This is a genomic window from Streptomyces sp. NPDC088246 (assembly GCF_044741025.1).
Classification (GTDB): Bacteria; Actinomycetota; Actinomycetes; order Streptomycetales; family Streptomycetaceae; genus Streptomyces.
In genome coordinates this window covers 122,829-139,009 of the sequence record NZ_JBIURV010000019.1, presented here as the reverse complement: position 1 = coordinate 139,009, position 16,181 = coordinate 122,829, and the positions used below count along the sequence as shown (strand labels likewise).

At 70.2% G+C, this 16,181-nt stretch carries 15 protein-coding genes; 10 read left to right on the top strand and 5 right to left on the bottom strand.

Annotated features, from left to right (window positions below):
- Nucleotides 1-36 precede the first annotated feature (36 nt).
- On the top strand, nt 37-1,338 hold the full coding sequence (locus ACIPEK_RS25570) for an MFS transporter (RefSeq protein WP_402000228.1): 1,302 nt from the start codon (nt 37-39) through the stop codon (nt 1,336-1,338).
- Between the two features lie 42 nt (nt 1,339-1,380).
- Here the strand turns inward: ACIPEK_RS25570 and ACIPEK_RS25565 are convergent, their stop codons facing one another.
- Nucleotides 1,381-1,611 (bottom strand): hypothetical protein, encoded by a 231-nt coding sequence (locus ACIPEK_RS25565; RefSeq protein ID WP_402000225.1) that lies wholly within the window; start codon nt 1,609-1,611, stop codon nt 1,381-1,383.
- Between the two features lie 58 nt (nt 1,612-1,669).
- On the opposite strand from ACIPEK_RS25565, the gene map reads away from it, so the two are divergent.
- Together map and ACIPEK_RS25555 are read left to right on the top strand one after the other, a co-directional pair.
- Nucleotides 1,670-2,527 carry a type I methionyl aminopeptidase gene (gene map / locus ACIPEK_RS25560; RefSeq protein WP_402000222.1) on the top strand — a complete coding sequence of 286 codons (858 nt, stop codon included), beginning with the start codon at nt 1,670-1,672 and terminating at the stop codon, nt 2,525-2,527.
- A 280-nt stretch (nt 2,528-2,807) separates the two neighbouring features.
- Entirely contained in the window at nt 2,808-3,470 is a 663-nt protein-coding gene (locus tag ACIPEK_RS25555) for a heme oxygenase (biliverdin-producing) (protein WP_402000219.1), read from the top strand.
- A gap of 72 nt (nt 3,471-3,542) precedes the next feature.
- Here ACIPEK_RS25555 and ACIPEK_RS25550 read toward each other — a convergent pair whose 3' ends face one another.
- From ACIPEK_RS25550 to ACIPEK_RS25540, 3 genes are all read right to left on the bottom strand, one after another.
- Nucleotides 3,543-4,235: a PhzF family phenazine biosynthesis protein gene (locus ACIPEK_RS25550; RefSeq protein WP_402000216.1), complete on the bottom strand. Its 693-nt coding sequence runs from the start codon at nt 4,233-4,235 to the stop codon at nt 3,543-3,545.
- Nucleotides 4,236-4,316: 81 nt separating this feature from the next.
- Complete coding sequence (locus tag ACIPEK_RS25545) at nt 4,317-5,867, bottom strand: HtaA domain-containing protein (protein WP_402000213.1); 1,551 nt, start codon at nt 5,865-5,867, stop codon at nt 4,317-4,319.
- Nucleotides 5,868-6,110: 243 nt separating this feature from the next.
- Entirely contained in the window at nt 6,111-7,517 is a 1,407-nt protein-coding gene (locus ACIPEK_RS25540) for an HtaA domain-containing protein (RefSeq protein WP_402000210.1), read from the bottom strand.
- Between the two features lie 137 nt (nt 7,518-7,654).
- Between ACIPEK_RS25540 and ACIPEK_RS25535 the strand changes: the two genes are divergently transcribed.
- From ACIPEK_RS25535 to ACIPEK_RS25505, 7 genes are all read left to right on the top strand, one after another.
- The gene (locus ACIPEK_RS25535; protein WP_402000207.1) at nt 7,655-8,737 is read left to right on the top strand and encodes a hemin ABC transporter substrate-binding protein; all 1,083 of its coding nucleotides are present in this window, start codon (nt 7,655-7,657) and stop codon (nt 8,735-8,737) included.
- Nucleotides 8,738-8,775: 38 nt separating this feature from the next.
- Nucleotides 8,776-9,843 (top strand): FecCD family ABC transporter permease, encoded by a 1,068-nt coding sequence (locus tag ACIPEK_RS25530; protein ID WP_402000345.1) that lies wholly within the window; start codon nt 8,776-8,778, stop codon nt 9,841-9,843.
- Nucleotides 9,840-10,679 (top strand): heme ABC transporter ATP-binding protein, encoded by an 840-nt coding sequence (locus ACIPEK_RS25525; protein WP_402000204.1) that lies wholly within the window; start codon nt 9,840-9,842, stop codon nt 10,677-10,679. The genes ACIPEK_RS25530 and ACIPEK_RS25525 overlap by 4 nt, the downstream gene beginning before the upstream one ends.
- A 201-nt stretch (nt 10,680-10,880) precedes the next feature.
- The gene (gene efeO, locus ACIPEK_RS25520; protein WP_402000201.1) at nt 10,881-12,017 is read left to right on the top strand and encodes an iron uptake system protein EfeO; all 1,137 of its coding nucleotides are present in this window, start codon (nt 10,881-10,883) and stop codon (nt 12,015-12,017) included.
- Nucleotides 12,018-12,037: 20 nt separating this feature from the next.
- Nucleotides 12,038-13,315 carry an iron uptake transporter deferrochelatase/peroxidase subunit gene (efeB, locus tag ACIPEK_RS25515; protein ID WP_402000199.1) on the top strand — a complete coding sequence of 426 codons (1,278 nt, stop codon included), beginning with the start codon at nt 12,038-12,040 and terminating at the stop codon, nt 13,313-13,315.
- Between the two features lie 30 nt (nt 13,316-13,345).
- Nucleotides 13,346-14,317: an iron uptake transporter permease EfeU gene (gene efeU / locus ACIPEK_RS25510; protein WP_402000197.1), complete on the top strand. Its 972-nt coding sequence runs from the start codon at nt 13,346-13,348 to the stop codon at nt 14,315-14,317.
- Complete coding sequence (locus ACIPEK_RS25505; RefSeq protein ID WP_402000195.1) at nt 14,250-15,182, top strand: hypothetical protein; 933 nt, start codon at nt 14,250-14,252, stop codon at nt 15,180-15,182. Before efeU ends, ACIPEK_RS25505 begins: the two co-directional genes overlap by 68 nt.
- Before the next feature lie 127 nt (nt 15,183-15,309).
- Here the strand turns inward: ACIPEK_RS25505 and ACIPEK_RS25500 are convergent, their stop codons facing one another.
- Entirely contained in the window at nt 15,310-16,056 is a 747-nt protein-coding gene (locus tag ACIPEK_RS25500; protein ID WP_402000193.1) for a bifunctional DNA primase/polymerase, read from the bottom strand.
- Between the last annotated feature and the right edge of the window lie 125 nt (nt 16,057-16,181).

Below are 16,181 nucleotides of genomic sequence, written 5' to 3'. Positions count from 1 at the left end.
GCAGAGGGCACCTACGGCGCCGGACCATGAGCCCTCGTGACCTCAGCTCCCTCCCCGGCCGCCCGGCTCTCCGCTCTGCTGCCCGATCTCTCGCCCCTGCGCTCCTCGGCCGACTTCCGGCTGCTGTGGATCCAGGGCCTGGTGACCTACTTCGGCAGCTTCATGGCGCTGATCGCGCTGCCGCTCCAGATCAAGGAGCTGACGGGATCGCCGCTGGCCGTCGGTGCGATGGGGGCGGTCGAGCTGGTGCCGCTGGTCGTCTTCGGTCTGTACGGCGGAGCGCTCGCGGACTCCGCGGATCGCCGCAAGGTGATCCTGGGCACCGAGGCGGGGCTGGGGCTGCTCGCCCTCGTACTCCTGGTGAACGCCGCGCTGCCCGACCCGATGCTCTGGCCGCTCTATCTGGTCGCGGGCGGGGTCTCCGCGCTCGCCGGGCTCCAGCGGCCCGCGCTGGATTCGCTGATGGCCCGGATCGTGCCGCACGACCAGCTGACCGCGGCCGCCGCACTGAACTCGCTGCGCTGGCAGTTCGGCGAGATCACCGGCCCGGCGGTGGCAGGACTGGTGGTGGCCTACGCCGGGCACGCCACGGCATACACGGTCACGGTGGTCACGTTCGCCGTCTCCGTGCTGCTGTGTCTGCGGCTGGCGCCCGCGCCGGCCGCCCCGGGCAGCTTGAAGCCGTCGCTGCGCGGCATTGCCGAGGGGGCGAGGTATGCCTGGAGCCGCCCGGTGCTGCTGGGGACGTACGCGGTCGATCTGGCGGCGATGTTCTTCGCCTTCCCGAACACGATCTTCCCGTTCCTCGCGGACGAGCTGGATGCCGAGTGGTCGCTGGGCCTGATGTACGCGGCGGGGGCGGTCGGCTCGCTGGTCCTGGGCCTGACCAGCGGCTGGACGTCACGGGTACGGCGGCACGGGCTGTTCGTCGTGTTCGGGGCGGCGGCCTGGGGGCTGGCGATCGCGGCGGCCGGATGGTTCAGCGATGTGTGGCTGGTGCTGGTCTGCCTGGCGGTGGCGGGCGCGGGGGACATGCTCAGCGGTCTGGGCCGCTCCACGATCTGGAACCAGACCATCCCGGAGGAGCTGCGGGGCCGGCTGGCGGGCATCGAGGTGCTCTCGTACAGCGTCGGCCCGCAGCTGGGCCAGGTGCGGGCCGGCGCGATGGCGGGCTGGACGGGGACCCGCTCCGCGATCTGGAGCGGGGGTGTGGCGTGCGTCGCCTCGGTCGCGCTGCTCACCGCAGCGCTGCCGAAGCTGCTGACGTACGACTCCGGGACGGACGAGGACGCGGTACGCAGGCGCGCGGCCGGAGAGTCCAGCCCCTCCGGCGTCTGAGGAGCGGGGGTCCGGGGGCGGAGCCCCGGCCGGAGCCCCCGGTCACGCCTCCGGGTCGGGCGGCGTGGCCCGGTCGTGCCACTTGGGATCCGTCTCCCACTCAAGATTCCGCTCCTGCGCCGTCTGCATCGCGTGCTCCGCCTCCTCGCGGGAGCCATACGGCCCGAAACGGTCCTTGGCCGGGCACTCGGGGCCCTCCTCGACCTTCTGATGCTGCAGGCAGTAGTACCACTCGCCCGGCTTGCCGGCCGTGCGCTTCTTGAACAGGGCCATCATCGGCTCCTTCCCTCGGGGCCATGCTGCCCCAAGCACGCTGGTTAGACTCGCTGACATGTCTGGCCAGTCGCTGCTCGTACCCGGGGAGATCACTCCCATCCGTTCCGTACCCGGAAACATCCGGCGCCCCGAATACGTGGGCAAGCCGGCCCCTGCCCCGTACACCGGACCGGAGATCCAGGACGCCGACACCATCGAGCGCATGCGCATCGCGGGGCGGATCGCCGCGCAGGCGATGGCGGAGGCCGCGAAGCACATCGCTCCGGGCGTCACGACGGACGAACTCGACCGGGTCGCCCATGAGTTCATGTGCGACCACGGCGCGTATCCGTCGACGCTCGGCTACCGCGGATTTCCCAAGTCGCTCTGCTCCTCGCTCAACGAGGTGATCTGCCACGGCATCCCGGACTCCACGGTGCTGCGCGACGGCGACATCGTGAACCTCGACGTCACGGCGTACATCAACGGTGTGCACGGCGACAACAACGCCACATACCTCTGTGGCGACGTGGACGAGGAGTCGCGGCTGCTCGTGGAGCGCACCGAGGAGTCGCTGAACCGGGCCGTCAAGGCGGTCCGGCCGGGCCGGCAGGTCAATGTGATCGGGCGGGTCATCGAGTCGTACGCGAAGCGCTTCGGGTACGGGGTGGTGCGGGACTTCACCGGGCACGGGATCAATTCCTCGTTCCACTCCGGTCTGATCATTCCGCACTACGACAGCCCGCACGCGACCACCGTGATGCAGCCCGGGATGACGTTCACCATCGAGCCGATGCTGACGCTGGGCAGCCATGACTACGACATGTGGGACGACGGCTGGACCGTGGTGACGAAGGACCGCCAGCGCACCGCTCAGTTCGAGCACACGCTGGTGGTGACGGAGACGGGCGCCGAGATCCTGACGCTCCCGTAAACACGCAGACAGCTCCCTTTCGAAAGCGGCCGCCCCCGGGCGGCCGCTTTCGCGTGCTCCCCCGCTGCTCCCGCCGCGTCCGCTGCGCCCGCGCGGAAGCGGAGCCGGGCGTATCGTTTTTACCGACAGCCCGTCGGGAAGCTGTTGACTTAGGTAAGCCTAAGTAGCAAGATCGGAGATGTCGACAGCCGCTGCCCTACGCAGTCGCTGCCGATGTTTCTGTCTCTGTTCCTGCCCCTTTCCGGACTTCCCGTCCGCCCTCGGTCCCCGGAGGCCCGCCTTGGACGCAACCGCCGCCACGCCCTTCTCGACGCTCATCCGCACCGCGTCGCACGAGCAGCACACCGAGGCGGAGACCTCGGCCTTCATGAGCGACCTGCTGGGCGGACGCCTCGGAGTGGACGCGTACACGCGTTACACCGAGCAGCTGTGGTTCGTGTACCGGGCACTGGAAGAGGGGGCCCAGGTGCTGCGGAACGACCCGGTCGCCGGCCCGTTCATACAGCCCGAGCTGATGCGCACCACCGAGCTGGAGCGCGATCTGGCCCACCTGCGGGGTACCGGCTGGCGCGAGGGCCTGGCGCCGCTGCCCGCCACGGCCGCGTACGCCGCCCGGGTCGCCGAATGCGCCCGCACCTGGCCCGCCGGTTACATCGCGCACCACTACACCCGCTATCTCGGCGACCTCTCGGGCGGCCAGATCATCCGCGACAAGGCGGAGAAGACCTGGGGCTTCGCACGCAAGGGTGACGGGGTCCGGTTCTATGTCTTCGAGGAGATCTCCAACCCCGCCTCGTTCAAGCGGGGTTACCGCGAACTGCTGGACGCGGTGAACGCGGACGACCTGGAGAAGCAGCGCATCGTCGCCGAGTGCAAGCAGGCGTTCGCACTGAACACGGCGGTGTTCCGGGAGCTGGGCGAGGTGTTCCCGCTCAGCGCCTAGCGCGGTGGCGGTGCGGGAGGAGGGGGCGACGGGGGGCAGTCGGCCGGCCCGGTCCGCCGTGCCGCTCTGTCCTCAATCGCCGGAAGGGCTTGACTGAAACGCCAGCGTGACGCGGCCCCCGATCTCCACCGTGCCGTCCGGTGCGGGTGCGGTGAGGATCTGGGAGCCGCGTCCTTGTGCGATGTTGAGGGCACGGCCGAGCCGGTCGCTGAGCAGCAGGGCAGCCGCGCCCGTCGCCTCGTCCTCCACGATCCCATCGTCGCGCCGCGGGAACGCCCGCGCCCTGACCCGGCCCGCCGCCTCGTCCTCCCAGGCCCATACGTACAGCCAGCCCTCGCCCGGTGGCGGCCCGGTCAGCGCCTCGACCTCGGCGACGGATGCGTACCGCTCCAGCTTGCGCGGCGGCGCCCACTCGGGGCGGGCGCTGATCCAGGTGAACTCCCCGTCCTGACGGGCGAAGATCTCCCCGACCGGCAGCTCCAGGATCTCCAGATCGAGCAGCCATGCGGTGCCGACGAGCGGATGCCCAGCAAAGGGGAGGCGGAGTCCCGGGGTGTAGATGTCGACGTGCCCACGCTCGGGGTCGTCGACGAAAACGGTCTCGCTGAAGCCGAGCCGGCGGGCCAGTTCCTGCCGGGACGCCTCGTCGGGGTACGTACGCCCGTCGCGTACGACCCCGAGGGCGTTGCCGTGCCGGCCGTCGGGGCCGCAGAACACGCGCAGTACGTCGATGCCTGCGGGTACGTCGAAGTCGCTGTCGCTCACGTGGGCATTCAAACACCGCCCGGGTGACGGCCGTACAACTGGGCCGTCACCCGGGCGGTGTCGTCGGGCGGTCCGGACGGATCAGGCGTTACGGCGACGGCGGGCGGCGATCACTGCTCCGGCGCCGGTCGCCACGACGACCCCCGAGGCGGCGATCAGGGCGCCGGCCGGGACGTCGGAGCCGGTGGCGGCGAGGGAGCCCGAGCCGCCAACCGAGCCACCGACCGAGCCGCCGCCGGTGGCCGCGGAGCCTCCCGCCAGACCTGTGGAGCCGGTGCCGCCCGTGCCGCCCGGGAGAGCGGCGTCCCTGTCGAGGGCGACCGCGACGGTCAGCGCGTCGAGCTGCTCGCCCGTCCGGTACATGCCGCCGAAAGCCTTGGTTCCGTCGGCGGTGAGGGCCGCCGGGACGGCCGAGAGGGTCACCACGCCGTCCCTGGCCGCGAGTTCTCCCTTGGGCAGCTTCAGGTCGGCGACGGCCAGGCCGGTGTATGTGCTGACCTTCTTGGTCTCGCGGTCCTTGGTGGAGACGTCCGCGATCAGAGTGCCCTTCGTCCCGTTCACCTGGATCTCCATGCCGGTGAGGGAGAGGTCGAGGGTATAGGCGCCGTTCTCCTGGTGGCCCAGGAAGCGGACCTTGCCGTCGAAGTCCGCGTTGAGGGTCTGCTTGTCGGCGTCGAAGTGGCCGGTGGCGTCCGGGAATCGGTAGCCGTCGCCGGATGCGCCGGCGCCGGCCGTCGTCTCGACCTTGCCGTGGGCGATCGGGCCGGTGACGTACGTACGGAAGGACTTCTTGACGCCCCAGTCCAGGGTGCCGTCGACAATCGCGCCCTGCTCGGCGGCGGCCGGCTTGTCGGCGACCGTGGCCGAGGGGGACGGGGACGCGGTCGAGGTGGGCTTTCCGGTCGGCTCGGTGGTCGGCTTCCCGGTGGGCTTCGTGGTGGGCTTCCCGGTCGGCTCGGTGGTCGGCTTCCCGGTGGGCTCGGTGGTCGGGGCCGAGACCGCCTTCACCGAGAGCGTGGCCGGGTCCAGCGCGTCACCCTCCTTGTACTGGCCGTTGAACGCCTCGGAGCCCGCCTTCGTGAGCGTCGCCGGGATGTCCTTGAAGACCATCGCGCCGCCCGCACCCCGGCCCGGCTTCACCGCCGACAGGTCGAGAGCCGCGAACGCCACATCGTTCCGGGTGCCTTCCGGGGTCGCCACGTCGACGGTGATCGCGCCGCCGGTGCCGGTCGTGGCGAGCTTCACGTCCGAGAGCGTGATGTCGAGAACGCCCCCGTGGGCGTAGAAGTTGACGCCGCCCTCGAAGACGGTGTCGGTGCCGTGCGTGGCCGTGTCATAGGTGCCCTTGCCGTTGACGAAGGTGAACACACCGTTGTCGGGCGCCTGCGTGGCACCGTCCTTGACGGTGATCTTCCCGCCGGAGAACGACGAGGCGAGGTACTTGCGGAAGGACTCCTTGACGCCCCATTCCAGCGTGCCGTCCTTCAGCTCCAGCTTCGGCGCCGCGGCTGCCGCCCCGTCGGGGGCGGTGCTGTCGGCGGCGAGCGCCGGAAGGGCGAACACGGTCGCACCGAGGGCGGCTGCCGTGGCGACGGCGGCGGCGAGAGCTGTGGGACGGCGGGTTGCTGCCATGGTCGGTGGTCTCCTCAGGAATGAAACGGGGGGTTGGGGGTGGGCCAGGAGGGTGCTGAAGATCTCGGCCGGATCAGGGAGCGGCGTTCGGTGCGTGCAGCTGCAAGGCGCCGGAGCGTCCTCGAATGGGGCCTCCCCTGCTCGAACGAAGCTGAGAGCTCGGGGAAGGAGCCATCAGGGCGTTTCGGCAACGCCGCAGATGTGCGTGCCGAACGCCGCGAGCCCGGCCAGGATCTTCAGCACCTAGCTGTTGTTCTGCTGGGTGCTGCGGCGGCGGGCGAGGTACAGCGCGCCTGCCGCGGCGGCGAGCACGCCCGCGCCGCCGATGCCGAGATACAGCCCGGTGCGGGAACCGGCGCCGGAGTCGGACACCGATGCCGCGGTGATGGTCTTCTCCGCGGGCGGGTCGGACGGGTCAGGAGCACTGCCCAGGTCGGGCAGAGCGGGCAGTTCGGCCTTGGTGTCGACGGCGACGGCCAGCGAGAGCGGGTCCATTGCGGTGCCCGCCCTGTAGAGCGAGCCGAACGCCTCGGCGCCGTCGGCGGTGAGGGTGGCGGGGGCTTCGGTGAGGACGGCGAGACCGTCCTTCGCCGTGAAGTCCTTTGCGGTGAAGGTGACGAGCGGAACGGCCTTGCGCCGGTCGCCGTCGCTCAGGACGTCGGCCGAGAACGTGCCCTTGCCTGCCTTCACCCGGACCGCGACCGCCGACAGTTTCAGATCGAGTCCGTCGGCTCCCGTGAAGCGGACGCTGCCGGCGAAGTCGGCGTCCAGGGTCTGCTCCTTCGGGTCGTACGTGCCCTTGCCGCGCGGGAAGCGGAAGAGCGCCCCGCCGTCCTGGGCGCCGTCGGCGAGGGTCCACTTCCCCTTGCCGATGGAGCCCGTGACGTACTCGCGGAAGGTCCGGCGCACACCCCAGTCGACGGCGGCGTCCTCGAAGCGGCCCGCGGCCCGCTCGGTCTTCTTCGGCTCCGCCGGCTTCTCGGGGGACTTGGACATGGCCGGCTTCCCGGCCGGGGCGGAGGTGTCCACGGAGAGACTGACCGGGTCGAGCGGCGTGCCGGCCGTGTAGTAACCGGCGAACGCCTTCGCGCCCTGCGAAGTCAGTGTTGCCGGGATGTTGTTGAGGGCGATGGGGGTGGAACCGCCCTTCATGTCGATCCCGGACAGACCGAGTGCCGCGAGTGGCACCTGGGAGGCCGAGGTGACGCGTCCGCTCCCCCGGTCCTTGCTGACCATGTCGGCATGGACGGTGCCGGTGCCGCCCGTGATGCGGACGGTGGGGCGACTGATGGTGAGGTCCAGTTCGTAGCCGCCGTCGGACTTCTTGTGGCCGATGAAGCGGACGCCGCCCGAGAAGCCGGAGCCGAAGGCGCCGGTCGCCGGGTCGTAGGAACCGGCGGCGGAGTGGAAACGGAACTGACTGCCGCCGACCGTGGCGGCACCACCGGTCAGGCTCCAACTTCCGTTCGCGATGGGGCCCGTGACGTAGCTCTGGAAAGAGGACTTGATGCCCCAGTCCAGTCTGCCGCCCTGCACCGTGCGGCTCGCCGCTTGCGCGGCGGTTGCCGGGAGCAGAGCTCCCAGCAGCACCGCGAGAAGCGCGACGGTCAGTGCCTGTGCGGGTGCGCGGGCAGGTCTGGACGGCAGCATGAGGACCCCTCCGAGATCTAGAAAGTCAGGTAAGGCTAACCTAAGATATGTAGATCTTGTGGTGGTACCCCCCTTCCATCGCATTGCTCGCAAAACATTGCCAACTGCTCACCGCAGAACGACAGGACGGTGCCCCAGTGCGCTTCTCGCAGGACTTCGCCCCGTGGGGCCCGGGCGCCCGGCGGCCAGGGCGCGGGCCGGTCAGGACCCGTGGACCGCTGGGTGCACCGACCGCCGTCGTCGCCCTGGCCCTCGTTCTGACGGGCTGCGGCGGCGGTACGGATACGGGGACTCCTGCCGCCGGTTCCAGGAGCGCCGCGGCCGACCGCGTCGAGCCCCTGGCCACCGCTCCGAAGCCGCAGTTGCCGGTCACGGTGAAGTCGGCGGACGGCTCCGAGGTCACCGTCGCCTCGACGGACCGGATCGTTCCGCTGACCGGCAGCCTGAGCGAGATCGTCTTCACCCTCGGCCTCGGCAAGCAGGTCGTGGCCCGTGACATCACCGCCACCTTCGAACAGGCGGCGAGACTCCCGGTGGTGACCCGCGCCCATGACGTCTCGGCGGAGAGCGTGCTGTCGCTGAAGCCGACCGTCGTCCTCGCGGACACCACGACCGGCCCCGCCGAAGCCATCGGCCAGATCCGGGATGCCGGCATTCCGCTCGTCGTCGTCGAACCGGCCGAGGAACTCGCCGATGTCGGCCACCGGATCGACACCGTGGCGGCGGCCCTGGGCGTGCCGGACTCGGGCGCCGAACTGAAGTCGCGCACCCAGTCGCGTATCGACGCCGTACAGAAGTCCGCGCCCGCCCCGGCGGACGGGCAGAAGAAGCCTCGGGTCGCCTTCCTCTATCTGCGCGGCTCGGCCTCCGTATATCTGCTGGGCGGCCGGGAGTCCGGTGCCGGCTCGCTCCTCGAAGCGGCGGGAGCCGTCGACGCGGGCAAGGCGTCCGGGCTGAAGAAGGACTTCACCGCCATCACCAGCGAGGCCCTCGCCAAGGCCGCCCCCGACGCCATCCTGGTGATGAGCAAGGGACTCGAATCGGTGGGCGGCGTCGACGGTCTGGTGAAGATCCCGGGCGTCGCCGAGACCCCGGCCGGGATGGACCGGCGGATCATCTCCATCGACGACGGCGTGCTGCTGAACTACGGGCCGCGCACGGACCGGGCGCTGAGCGAACTCATCGCGCAGCTCCACCCGAAGGACGGGGCGGGCAAGTGACCACCTCGTACGAGGAACGCACCCGGCCGGGCGCTCCCATGGAACCGGAGCCTCAGCCGCCGACGGCATCCGAGCCCCGGCGCTCCGCCCCCTTCGCCCTGACCGCAGGGCTGCTCGCCGCTCTCGTGGTGTGCGCTCTGCTCTCCGCCGGGCTCGGCGCGTACAGCATTCCGCTCGGCGATGTCCTCGGCTCCGTCCAGCACCGGCTCGGGCTCGGCGGAGCCGCGCTGGACCGGGTCGGCGAGAGCGTGCTGTGGAACGTACGGCTGCCGAGGGTCGTCCTCGCCCTGCTCGTCGGGGCGTCGCTGGGCTGCGCGGGCGCCCTGATGCAGGGTGTGTTCGGCAATCCGCTCGCCGAGCCCGGGGTGATCGGGATCTCCTCCGGTGCGGCGGTGGGTGCGGTCGCCTCGATCGCGCTCGGGCTGAATTTCTTCGGCAACTGGACCATCACCGTCTGCGCGTTCGCCGCCGGGCTCGCGACCGTACTGCTGGTGTACGCACTGTCGCGGTCGGGCGGGCGGACCGAGGTCGTGACGCTCATCCTCACCGGGATCGCGGTCAACGCCTTCGCGGGTGCGCTGATCGGGCTGTTCGTCTTCTTGGCCGACAACGCGCAGATCTCGCAGATCACCTTCTGGCAGCTGGGTTCGCTGGCCCAGGCGACCTGGCCCAAGGTGCTCGCCGTGCTGCCTTGTGCGGTGCTCGGGCTGCTCGTCGCGCCGTTCTACGCCAGGAAGCTGGACCTCCTCGCGCTGGGCGAGCGGCCCGCCCGGCATCTGGGGGTCGATGTCGAGCGGCTCCGGATCACGCTCGTCCTCGTCGTGGCGCTGTTGACCGCGGCCGCGGTGGCGGTCGCCGGGATCATCTCGTTCGTGGGGCTGCTGGTTCCGCATCTGCTGCGGATGGCGAACGGTCCCGGGCACCGCTTTCTCGTCCCCGGCAGCGCGCTCGGCGGCGCCCTGGTGCTGGTGGCGGGCGATCTCGCGGCCCGTACCGTCGCCGATCCCGCCGAGTTGCCGCTCGGCGTGCTGACCGCGCTCTTCGGCAGCCCGTTCTTCTTCTGGCTGCTGCGCAGAACCCGTCGCAAGCAAGGTGGTTGGGCATGAGGGCCTTGAAGAACCCGTTCCGGGTACGGGGCCGTCAGCTGCCCGCTCCCGTCTCCCCCGGCTACCCCGTCGTCGAGGCGCGCGGGCTGCGGGTGCGGCTGGGGCAGCGGCCGGTACTCGACTCCATCGAACTGGCCGCGTACGCGGGCGAGGTGCTGGCGCTCGTCGGGCCCAACGGGGCCGGGAAATCGACCCTGCTGGCGGCGATGGCCGCCGATCTGCCCGCCGAGAGCGGTGAGATACGGATCGACGGACGCCCGGTCACCGACTGGTCGGCCCCCGAACTGGCCCTGCGCCGGGCGGTGCTGCCGCAGTCCGCCGCGCTGTCGTTCCCGTTCCCGGTGGAGGACGTCGTACGGATGGGGCGGGCACCGTGGGCCGGGACGGAGCGGGCGGACGAGGACGATCCGGCGGTCGCCGCGGCGATGGCGGCCACCGAGGTGACCGAGTTCGCCGGGCGCCCCTTCTCCGCGCTGTCCGGCGGTGAACGGGCCCGGGTCGCGCTGGCCAGGGTGCTGGCGCAGCGCGCCCCGCTGCTGCTGCTGGACGAGCCGACCGCCGCGCTCGATCTGCGTCACCAGGAACTGGTGCTGCGGATCTGCCGGGATCGGGCCGCCGCCGGTGACGCGGTCGTCGTCGTGCTGCACGATCTGGGGCTGGCCGCGGCGTACGCGGACCGGGCTGCCGTGCTGCACGACGGGCGGATCGCGGTGGCGGGCCCGCCCGCCGAGGTGTTCACGGGCGAACTGCTCGGCGAGGTCTACCGACAGCCGGTCGAGGTGTTCCCGCATCCGCGGACCGGGGCGCCCCTCGTCGTACCGACACGAGGGACTTGACTTCCGCTTGACCTTTCCGTGATGCCTTCATGAGGCAGTCGTGATCGACCCGTTCCCGTACCGCCGGGATGAGAGGTGAATCACTGCACGGGTGGGTACCGGCCAGGTAAGCCTCGGTTAAGTTAGGTCTGCCTCACCTATCTTTGTCCGACCGTCTTTGTCCAGTTCTCCTGCTTCTCCTTCATCTTCTGTGGAGCCCGTATGCGAGCCGTTCGTTTCTCCGTCGTCACCGCTGCCGCCACGGTGGCAGCCCTGACCGCCGTCACGGGCTGTGCGCAGAAGAGCGACGGCAAGGGCGAAGGGGCCCTGCAGGTCGTCGCGAAGGACGACTCCTGCGAGGTCTCGAAGAAGAAGCTGCCCGCCGGTCACGTCGAACTGGCCGTGCAGAACAAGGGCTCGAAGGTCACCGAGGTCTACGTCCTGTTCCCGGACGACCGCATCGTCGCCGAGCGCGAGAACATCGGGCCCGGCACCAAGGCCACCATCACGGCCGAGATCAAGGCCGGTTCGTACGAGATCGCCTGCAAGCCCGGCATGAAGGGCAACGGCATCCGACAGAAGATCGAGGTCACCGGCGGCAACGCGGCCAAGCGCAGCCCCGAGATGGACAAGGCCGTCGCCGAGTACCGCACCTACGTCCAGGCCCAGGCCGACGAGACGCTGCCGAAGGCCAAGAAGTTCACGGACGCCGTGGCGGCCGGGGACATCGAGGCCGCCAAGAAGATCTACGCGGACTCCCGGCTCGGCTGGGAGCGCACGGAGCCGGTCGCCGAGTCGTTCGGTGACATCGACCCGAAGGTCGACCTCCGCGAGGACGGCCTGGAGGCAGGCCAGAAGTGGACCGGCTGGCACCGTCTCGAAAAGGCGCTGTGGCACGACAAGAAGCTCGGCGCCGAGGAGAAGGCCCTCGCACCGCTCCTCTACAAGGACCTGCTCGACTGGCAGAAGCGGGTCGGCACGGCGGACATCACCCCGACGTCGATGGCCAACGGTGCCAAGGAACTCCTCGACGAGGTCGCGACCGGCAAGGTCACCGGCGAGGAGGAGCGCTACAGCCACACCGACCTGATCGACTTCAAGGGCAACGTCGAGGGCGCGCAGAAGTCCTACGAGCTGCTGAAGCCGGTCGCGTCGAAGAACGACCCGGCGCTGACGGCGTCCCTGGACAAGCAGTTCGCGGCGCTGAACACGCTGCTGGACAAGTACCGCAAGGACAAGAGCTCCTACGAGTTCACCTCGTACGAGAAGGTCGGCAAGGCCGACCGCAAGGAGCTGTCGGACGCCGTCAACGCCCTGGCCGAGCCGCTGTCCCGGCTCGCCGCCGCGGTGACGAAGTAACGGGCGGGGAGGAATTGGTCATGTCCGATCAGAAGCAGGACACCACCGGCCCCGCGGTGGCCTCCGGCGGCCCCGCCCCGTCCCGCCGGGCGCTGCTCGGCTGGGGTGGCGCCGGGCTGGCGCTCGGCGCCGTCGCGGCCGGAGGCGCTGTCGCCGCGGTGCGTCCGGAGAGCGACCCGGTGCCGGCCGCGGACAGCGGGGCGGCCGTGCCGTTCCACGGTGCGCACCAGGCCGGTATCGCCACCGCCGTACAGGACAGGCTGCACTTCGCCGCGTTCGACGTGACGACGAAGGACCGCGCCGAACTGATCTCGCTGCTCAAGGAGTGGACCCGGGCGGCCGAGCGGATGACGGCCGGTCACGCGGTCGGCGACGGCGCGTACGGCGGTCTCGCCGAGGCCCCGCCGGACGACACGGGCGAGGCGCTGGGGCTGAAGCCGTCGCGGCTCACGCTCACCATCGGCTTCGGCCCCTCGCTCTTCGCCAAGGGCCGCTTCGGCCTGGAGGACAAGCGGCCCGAGGCGCTCGTCGATCTGCCGAAGTTCCCCGGCGACAACCTCGACGCGGCCCGCAGCGGCGGCGACCTCTGCGTCCAGGCCTGCGCGGACGACCCGCAGGTCGCGGTGCACGCCATCCGCAACCTGGCCAGGATCGGCATGGGCCGCACCGCGATCCGCTGGTCCCAGCTGGGCTTCGGCAAGACGTCCTCGACGACGCCCGACGCCCAGACCCCGCGCAACATGTTCGGCTTCAAGGACGGCACCCGGAACATCTCCGGCACCGACACCGCCGCCCTGGACAAGCACGTGTGGGTGGGCGAGAAGGAGGACGCGGGCTGGATGACCGGGGGTTCGTACCTGGTGGCCCGGCGCATCCGGATGCACATCGAGACCTGGGACCGCACATCGCTCCAGGAGCAGGAGGACGTCTTCGGCCGCGACAAGGGCGAGGGAGCCGCGGTCGGCAAGTCCAAGGAGCACGACGAGCCGTTCCTGAAGGCGATGCTGCCGACCGCGCATGTGCGGCTCGCCCACCCGGACAGCAACGGCGGCGCGACGATCCTGCGCCGCGGTTACTCCTTCACCGACGGCACGGACGGCCTCGGCCGGCTCGACGCCGGGCTGTTCTTCCTCGCCTACCAGCGCGATTCCCGCAGGGCCTTCATCCCGTTGCAGCGGAGTCTCGCGGCGCACGACGCGCTCAACCAATACATCCAGCACGTGGGTTCGGCGCACTTCGCCGTCCCGCCGGGCGTCCGCGACAAGGACGACTGGTGGGGCCGGGCGCTGTTCTCGTAACGGGCCGAAGCAGAAAAGGAGAACCGAAACGTGTTCAGCAACTTCCTGATCGGCCTGCGCGAAGGCCTTGAGGCCAGCCTGGTCGTCTGCATCCTCATCGCCTATCTGGTGAAGACCGGCAACAAGAACAAACTGGTGCCGATCTGGATCGGCGTCGGTATCGCGATCGTCGTCAGCCTGGCGTTCGGTGCCGGCCTCGAATTCGGTTCGCAGGAGATGACGTTCAAGGCCCAGGAGGCGCTCGGCGGTTCGCTGTCGATCGTCTCGGTCGGTCTGGTCACCTGGATGGTCTTCTGGATGCGGCGCACCGCGCGGCATCTGAAGACGGAGCTGCACGGCAAGCTCGACGCGGCACTCGCGATGGGCACCGGCGCGCTGGTCGCCACGGCGCTCCTCGCGGTGGGCCGGGAGGGCCTGGAGACCTCGCTGTTCGTGTGGCGTGCGGTGCATGCGGCGGACGACGGCTGGCACCCGATGATCGGTGCGTTCCTCGGCATCGCGGCCGCCGTCGTGCTGGGCTGGCTGTTCTACCGCGGTGCGCTGAGGATCAACCTGTCGAAGTTCTTCACCTGGACCGGCGGCATGCTGGTGATCGTCGCCGCGGGCGTGCTCGCGTACGGCGTCCATGACCTGCAGGAAGCCGAGTTCCTGGGCGGTATCCACAACAGGGCGTTCGACATCAGCACCACGATTCCGCCGGACAGCTGGTACGGCACGCTGCTGAAGGGCACGTTCAACTTCCAGCCCGACCCGACCGTTCTTCAGATCACGGTGTGGGCGCTGTATCTGATCCCCACTCTCGCGCTGTTCCTCGCCCCGGTAGGGTTCGGACGGTCAGTGGGGGCGACGGATCAGAAGGCGCAGAAAGCAACGGATGAGAAGCCTGAGGCCGATTCGGCTGACGACGGGGCTCGCGGCGGCGACGGTGCTGTCCATGACGGCGAGCGGGTGCGTGACGGTGCACGGCGAGCTGGAAGTGGTGCCGGCGGCAACCAGGTCTGAGGCCGCACAGGCCCTGAAGGCCTTCACCACCGCGTACAACGCGGCGGACAAGGCCTACGACCCGGCTCTGGACGCGGACCGGGTCACGGGCCCGCTCGGCGCGATCAATCAGGCCGGGCTGAAGGCGCGGCAGAAGAACAATCCGGACGGCAACGCGAACCACACGCCGTTGGAGCTGACCGACGCCAGGTATCTCATCCCGAAGAAGGCCGGCTGGCCGCGGTGGTTCCTCGCGGACACCGACTCCAACCGCGATGAGGACAGCGGAAAACTGGACACCCGCTGGCTGGTCGTCTTCGTCAAGTCCGGGCCGGACGCGGGGTGGAAGGCCTCCTATCTGTCGGTCGTCACACCGTCCCAGCTGCCCGGCTTCACGAAGGACGGCGACGGCCTGGCCGAGCCGGTGGCCGCGGACAGCTCCGAACTGGCCGTGGCGCCGGAGGACTTGGGCACCCAGTACACGCAGTACCTGCAGAAGGGCACCCCGGACGTCTTCGCTCCAGGCACCGCCACTTCGGGCTGGCGGGACGCGCGCCGCACCACCCGTCGGGCAGGCTTCTCGTACCAGTACATCGACCAGCCGCTGGACAGCGGTACGTTCGCCCCGCTCGGCCTGAAGACGGACGACGGCGGGGCGCTGGTCTTCTTCAGCAGCAAGCACTTCGAACGGCAGACCGCGGCAAAGGGGCTGCGTCCGCCGCTCAACGCGGATGTGGAGGCGCTGCTGACCGGTGAGGTGAAGTCCACCCTCACCAAGGAGCGGGTCTCCAGCCAGCTGGTGTTCGTTCCGAAGAAGGGCGGCGGTGACGGCAAGGTGGTCATGCTGAACCGGCTGCCGGGCCTGACGGCGGCGAAGGGGTCGTGACCGGGGCAGGTTCAAGCCCGTCCGGCGATTGAGGACGTCGTTGAGCCCGTCCGGCGATTGAGGACGTCGTTGAGCCCGTCCGGCGATTGAGGACAAAGCGGCCCACCGGACGGCCCCGGTCATTGAGCTAGCGGCTCAGCGGCCACGCCACCGAGTCATGGTCCAGATCGCTCTGGTCCGCCGCGTCCGCGTACTGCGCACACGAATCGGTGAGCGTCTCCAGGAGCGTCAGCGGATCGGGCAGCGGGTTCTCCGGCCCCCGCACCCACTGCACATCCAGCTCACCGGGCAGCCTGGCCGGCGGCAGGAGTACGTAGCTGCCGCGGCAGTGCCACCGCAGTCCCGGATGCTCGTCCATGGTCTCGGGGTGGCAGTCCAGCTCGCACGGCCACCACTCGTCCTCGTCCTCGGGCGTACCGCGGGTGGCGGTGAAGAAGAGCATCCGGTCGTCGCCGGACCGGGCGACGGGGCCGACGTCGATGTCCGCGGCGAGGAGCCGTTCCAGTGCCTGGCTGCCCGCGGACAGCGGCACGTCGAGAACGTCGTGGATCATGCCGGTCGCGGTGATGAAGTTGGCCTGCGGCTGGCTGCGGGCCCAGCGCTCGATCTGGGCGCGGTCGGTGGTGGACTGCGTCTGCCAGGCGAAGGAGATGGGGTGCCGGGCGGGGGTGGGACAGCCGATGCGTTCGCACGAACATCGGTAGCCGACCGGATGGGCGGCCGGCGCGATCGGCATTCCGGCCTCGGCGACAGCCAGGAGCAGCGCCTCCCGGGCGGTGTCGTCGACCTCGCTCTGCTGCGGTTTGGGTCGGCGGCGAAGCCATTGGGAAAATTTGCTCTCTGAGCCGCGATAACGGCCGAAATCGGCGCCCATCTATCCCCTTACCTCAGCGTTGCTCCTGCCCCATGGTCCCACCATCCTGCGCCTCGGGTGGCCAGAGTCCCGAAGCGGGGTACGGGGGACGACGCCACGAGCTGGGCACTGTGCCACTTCTTGTC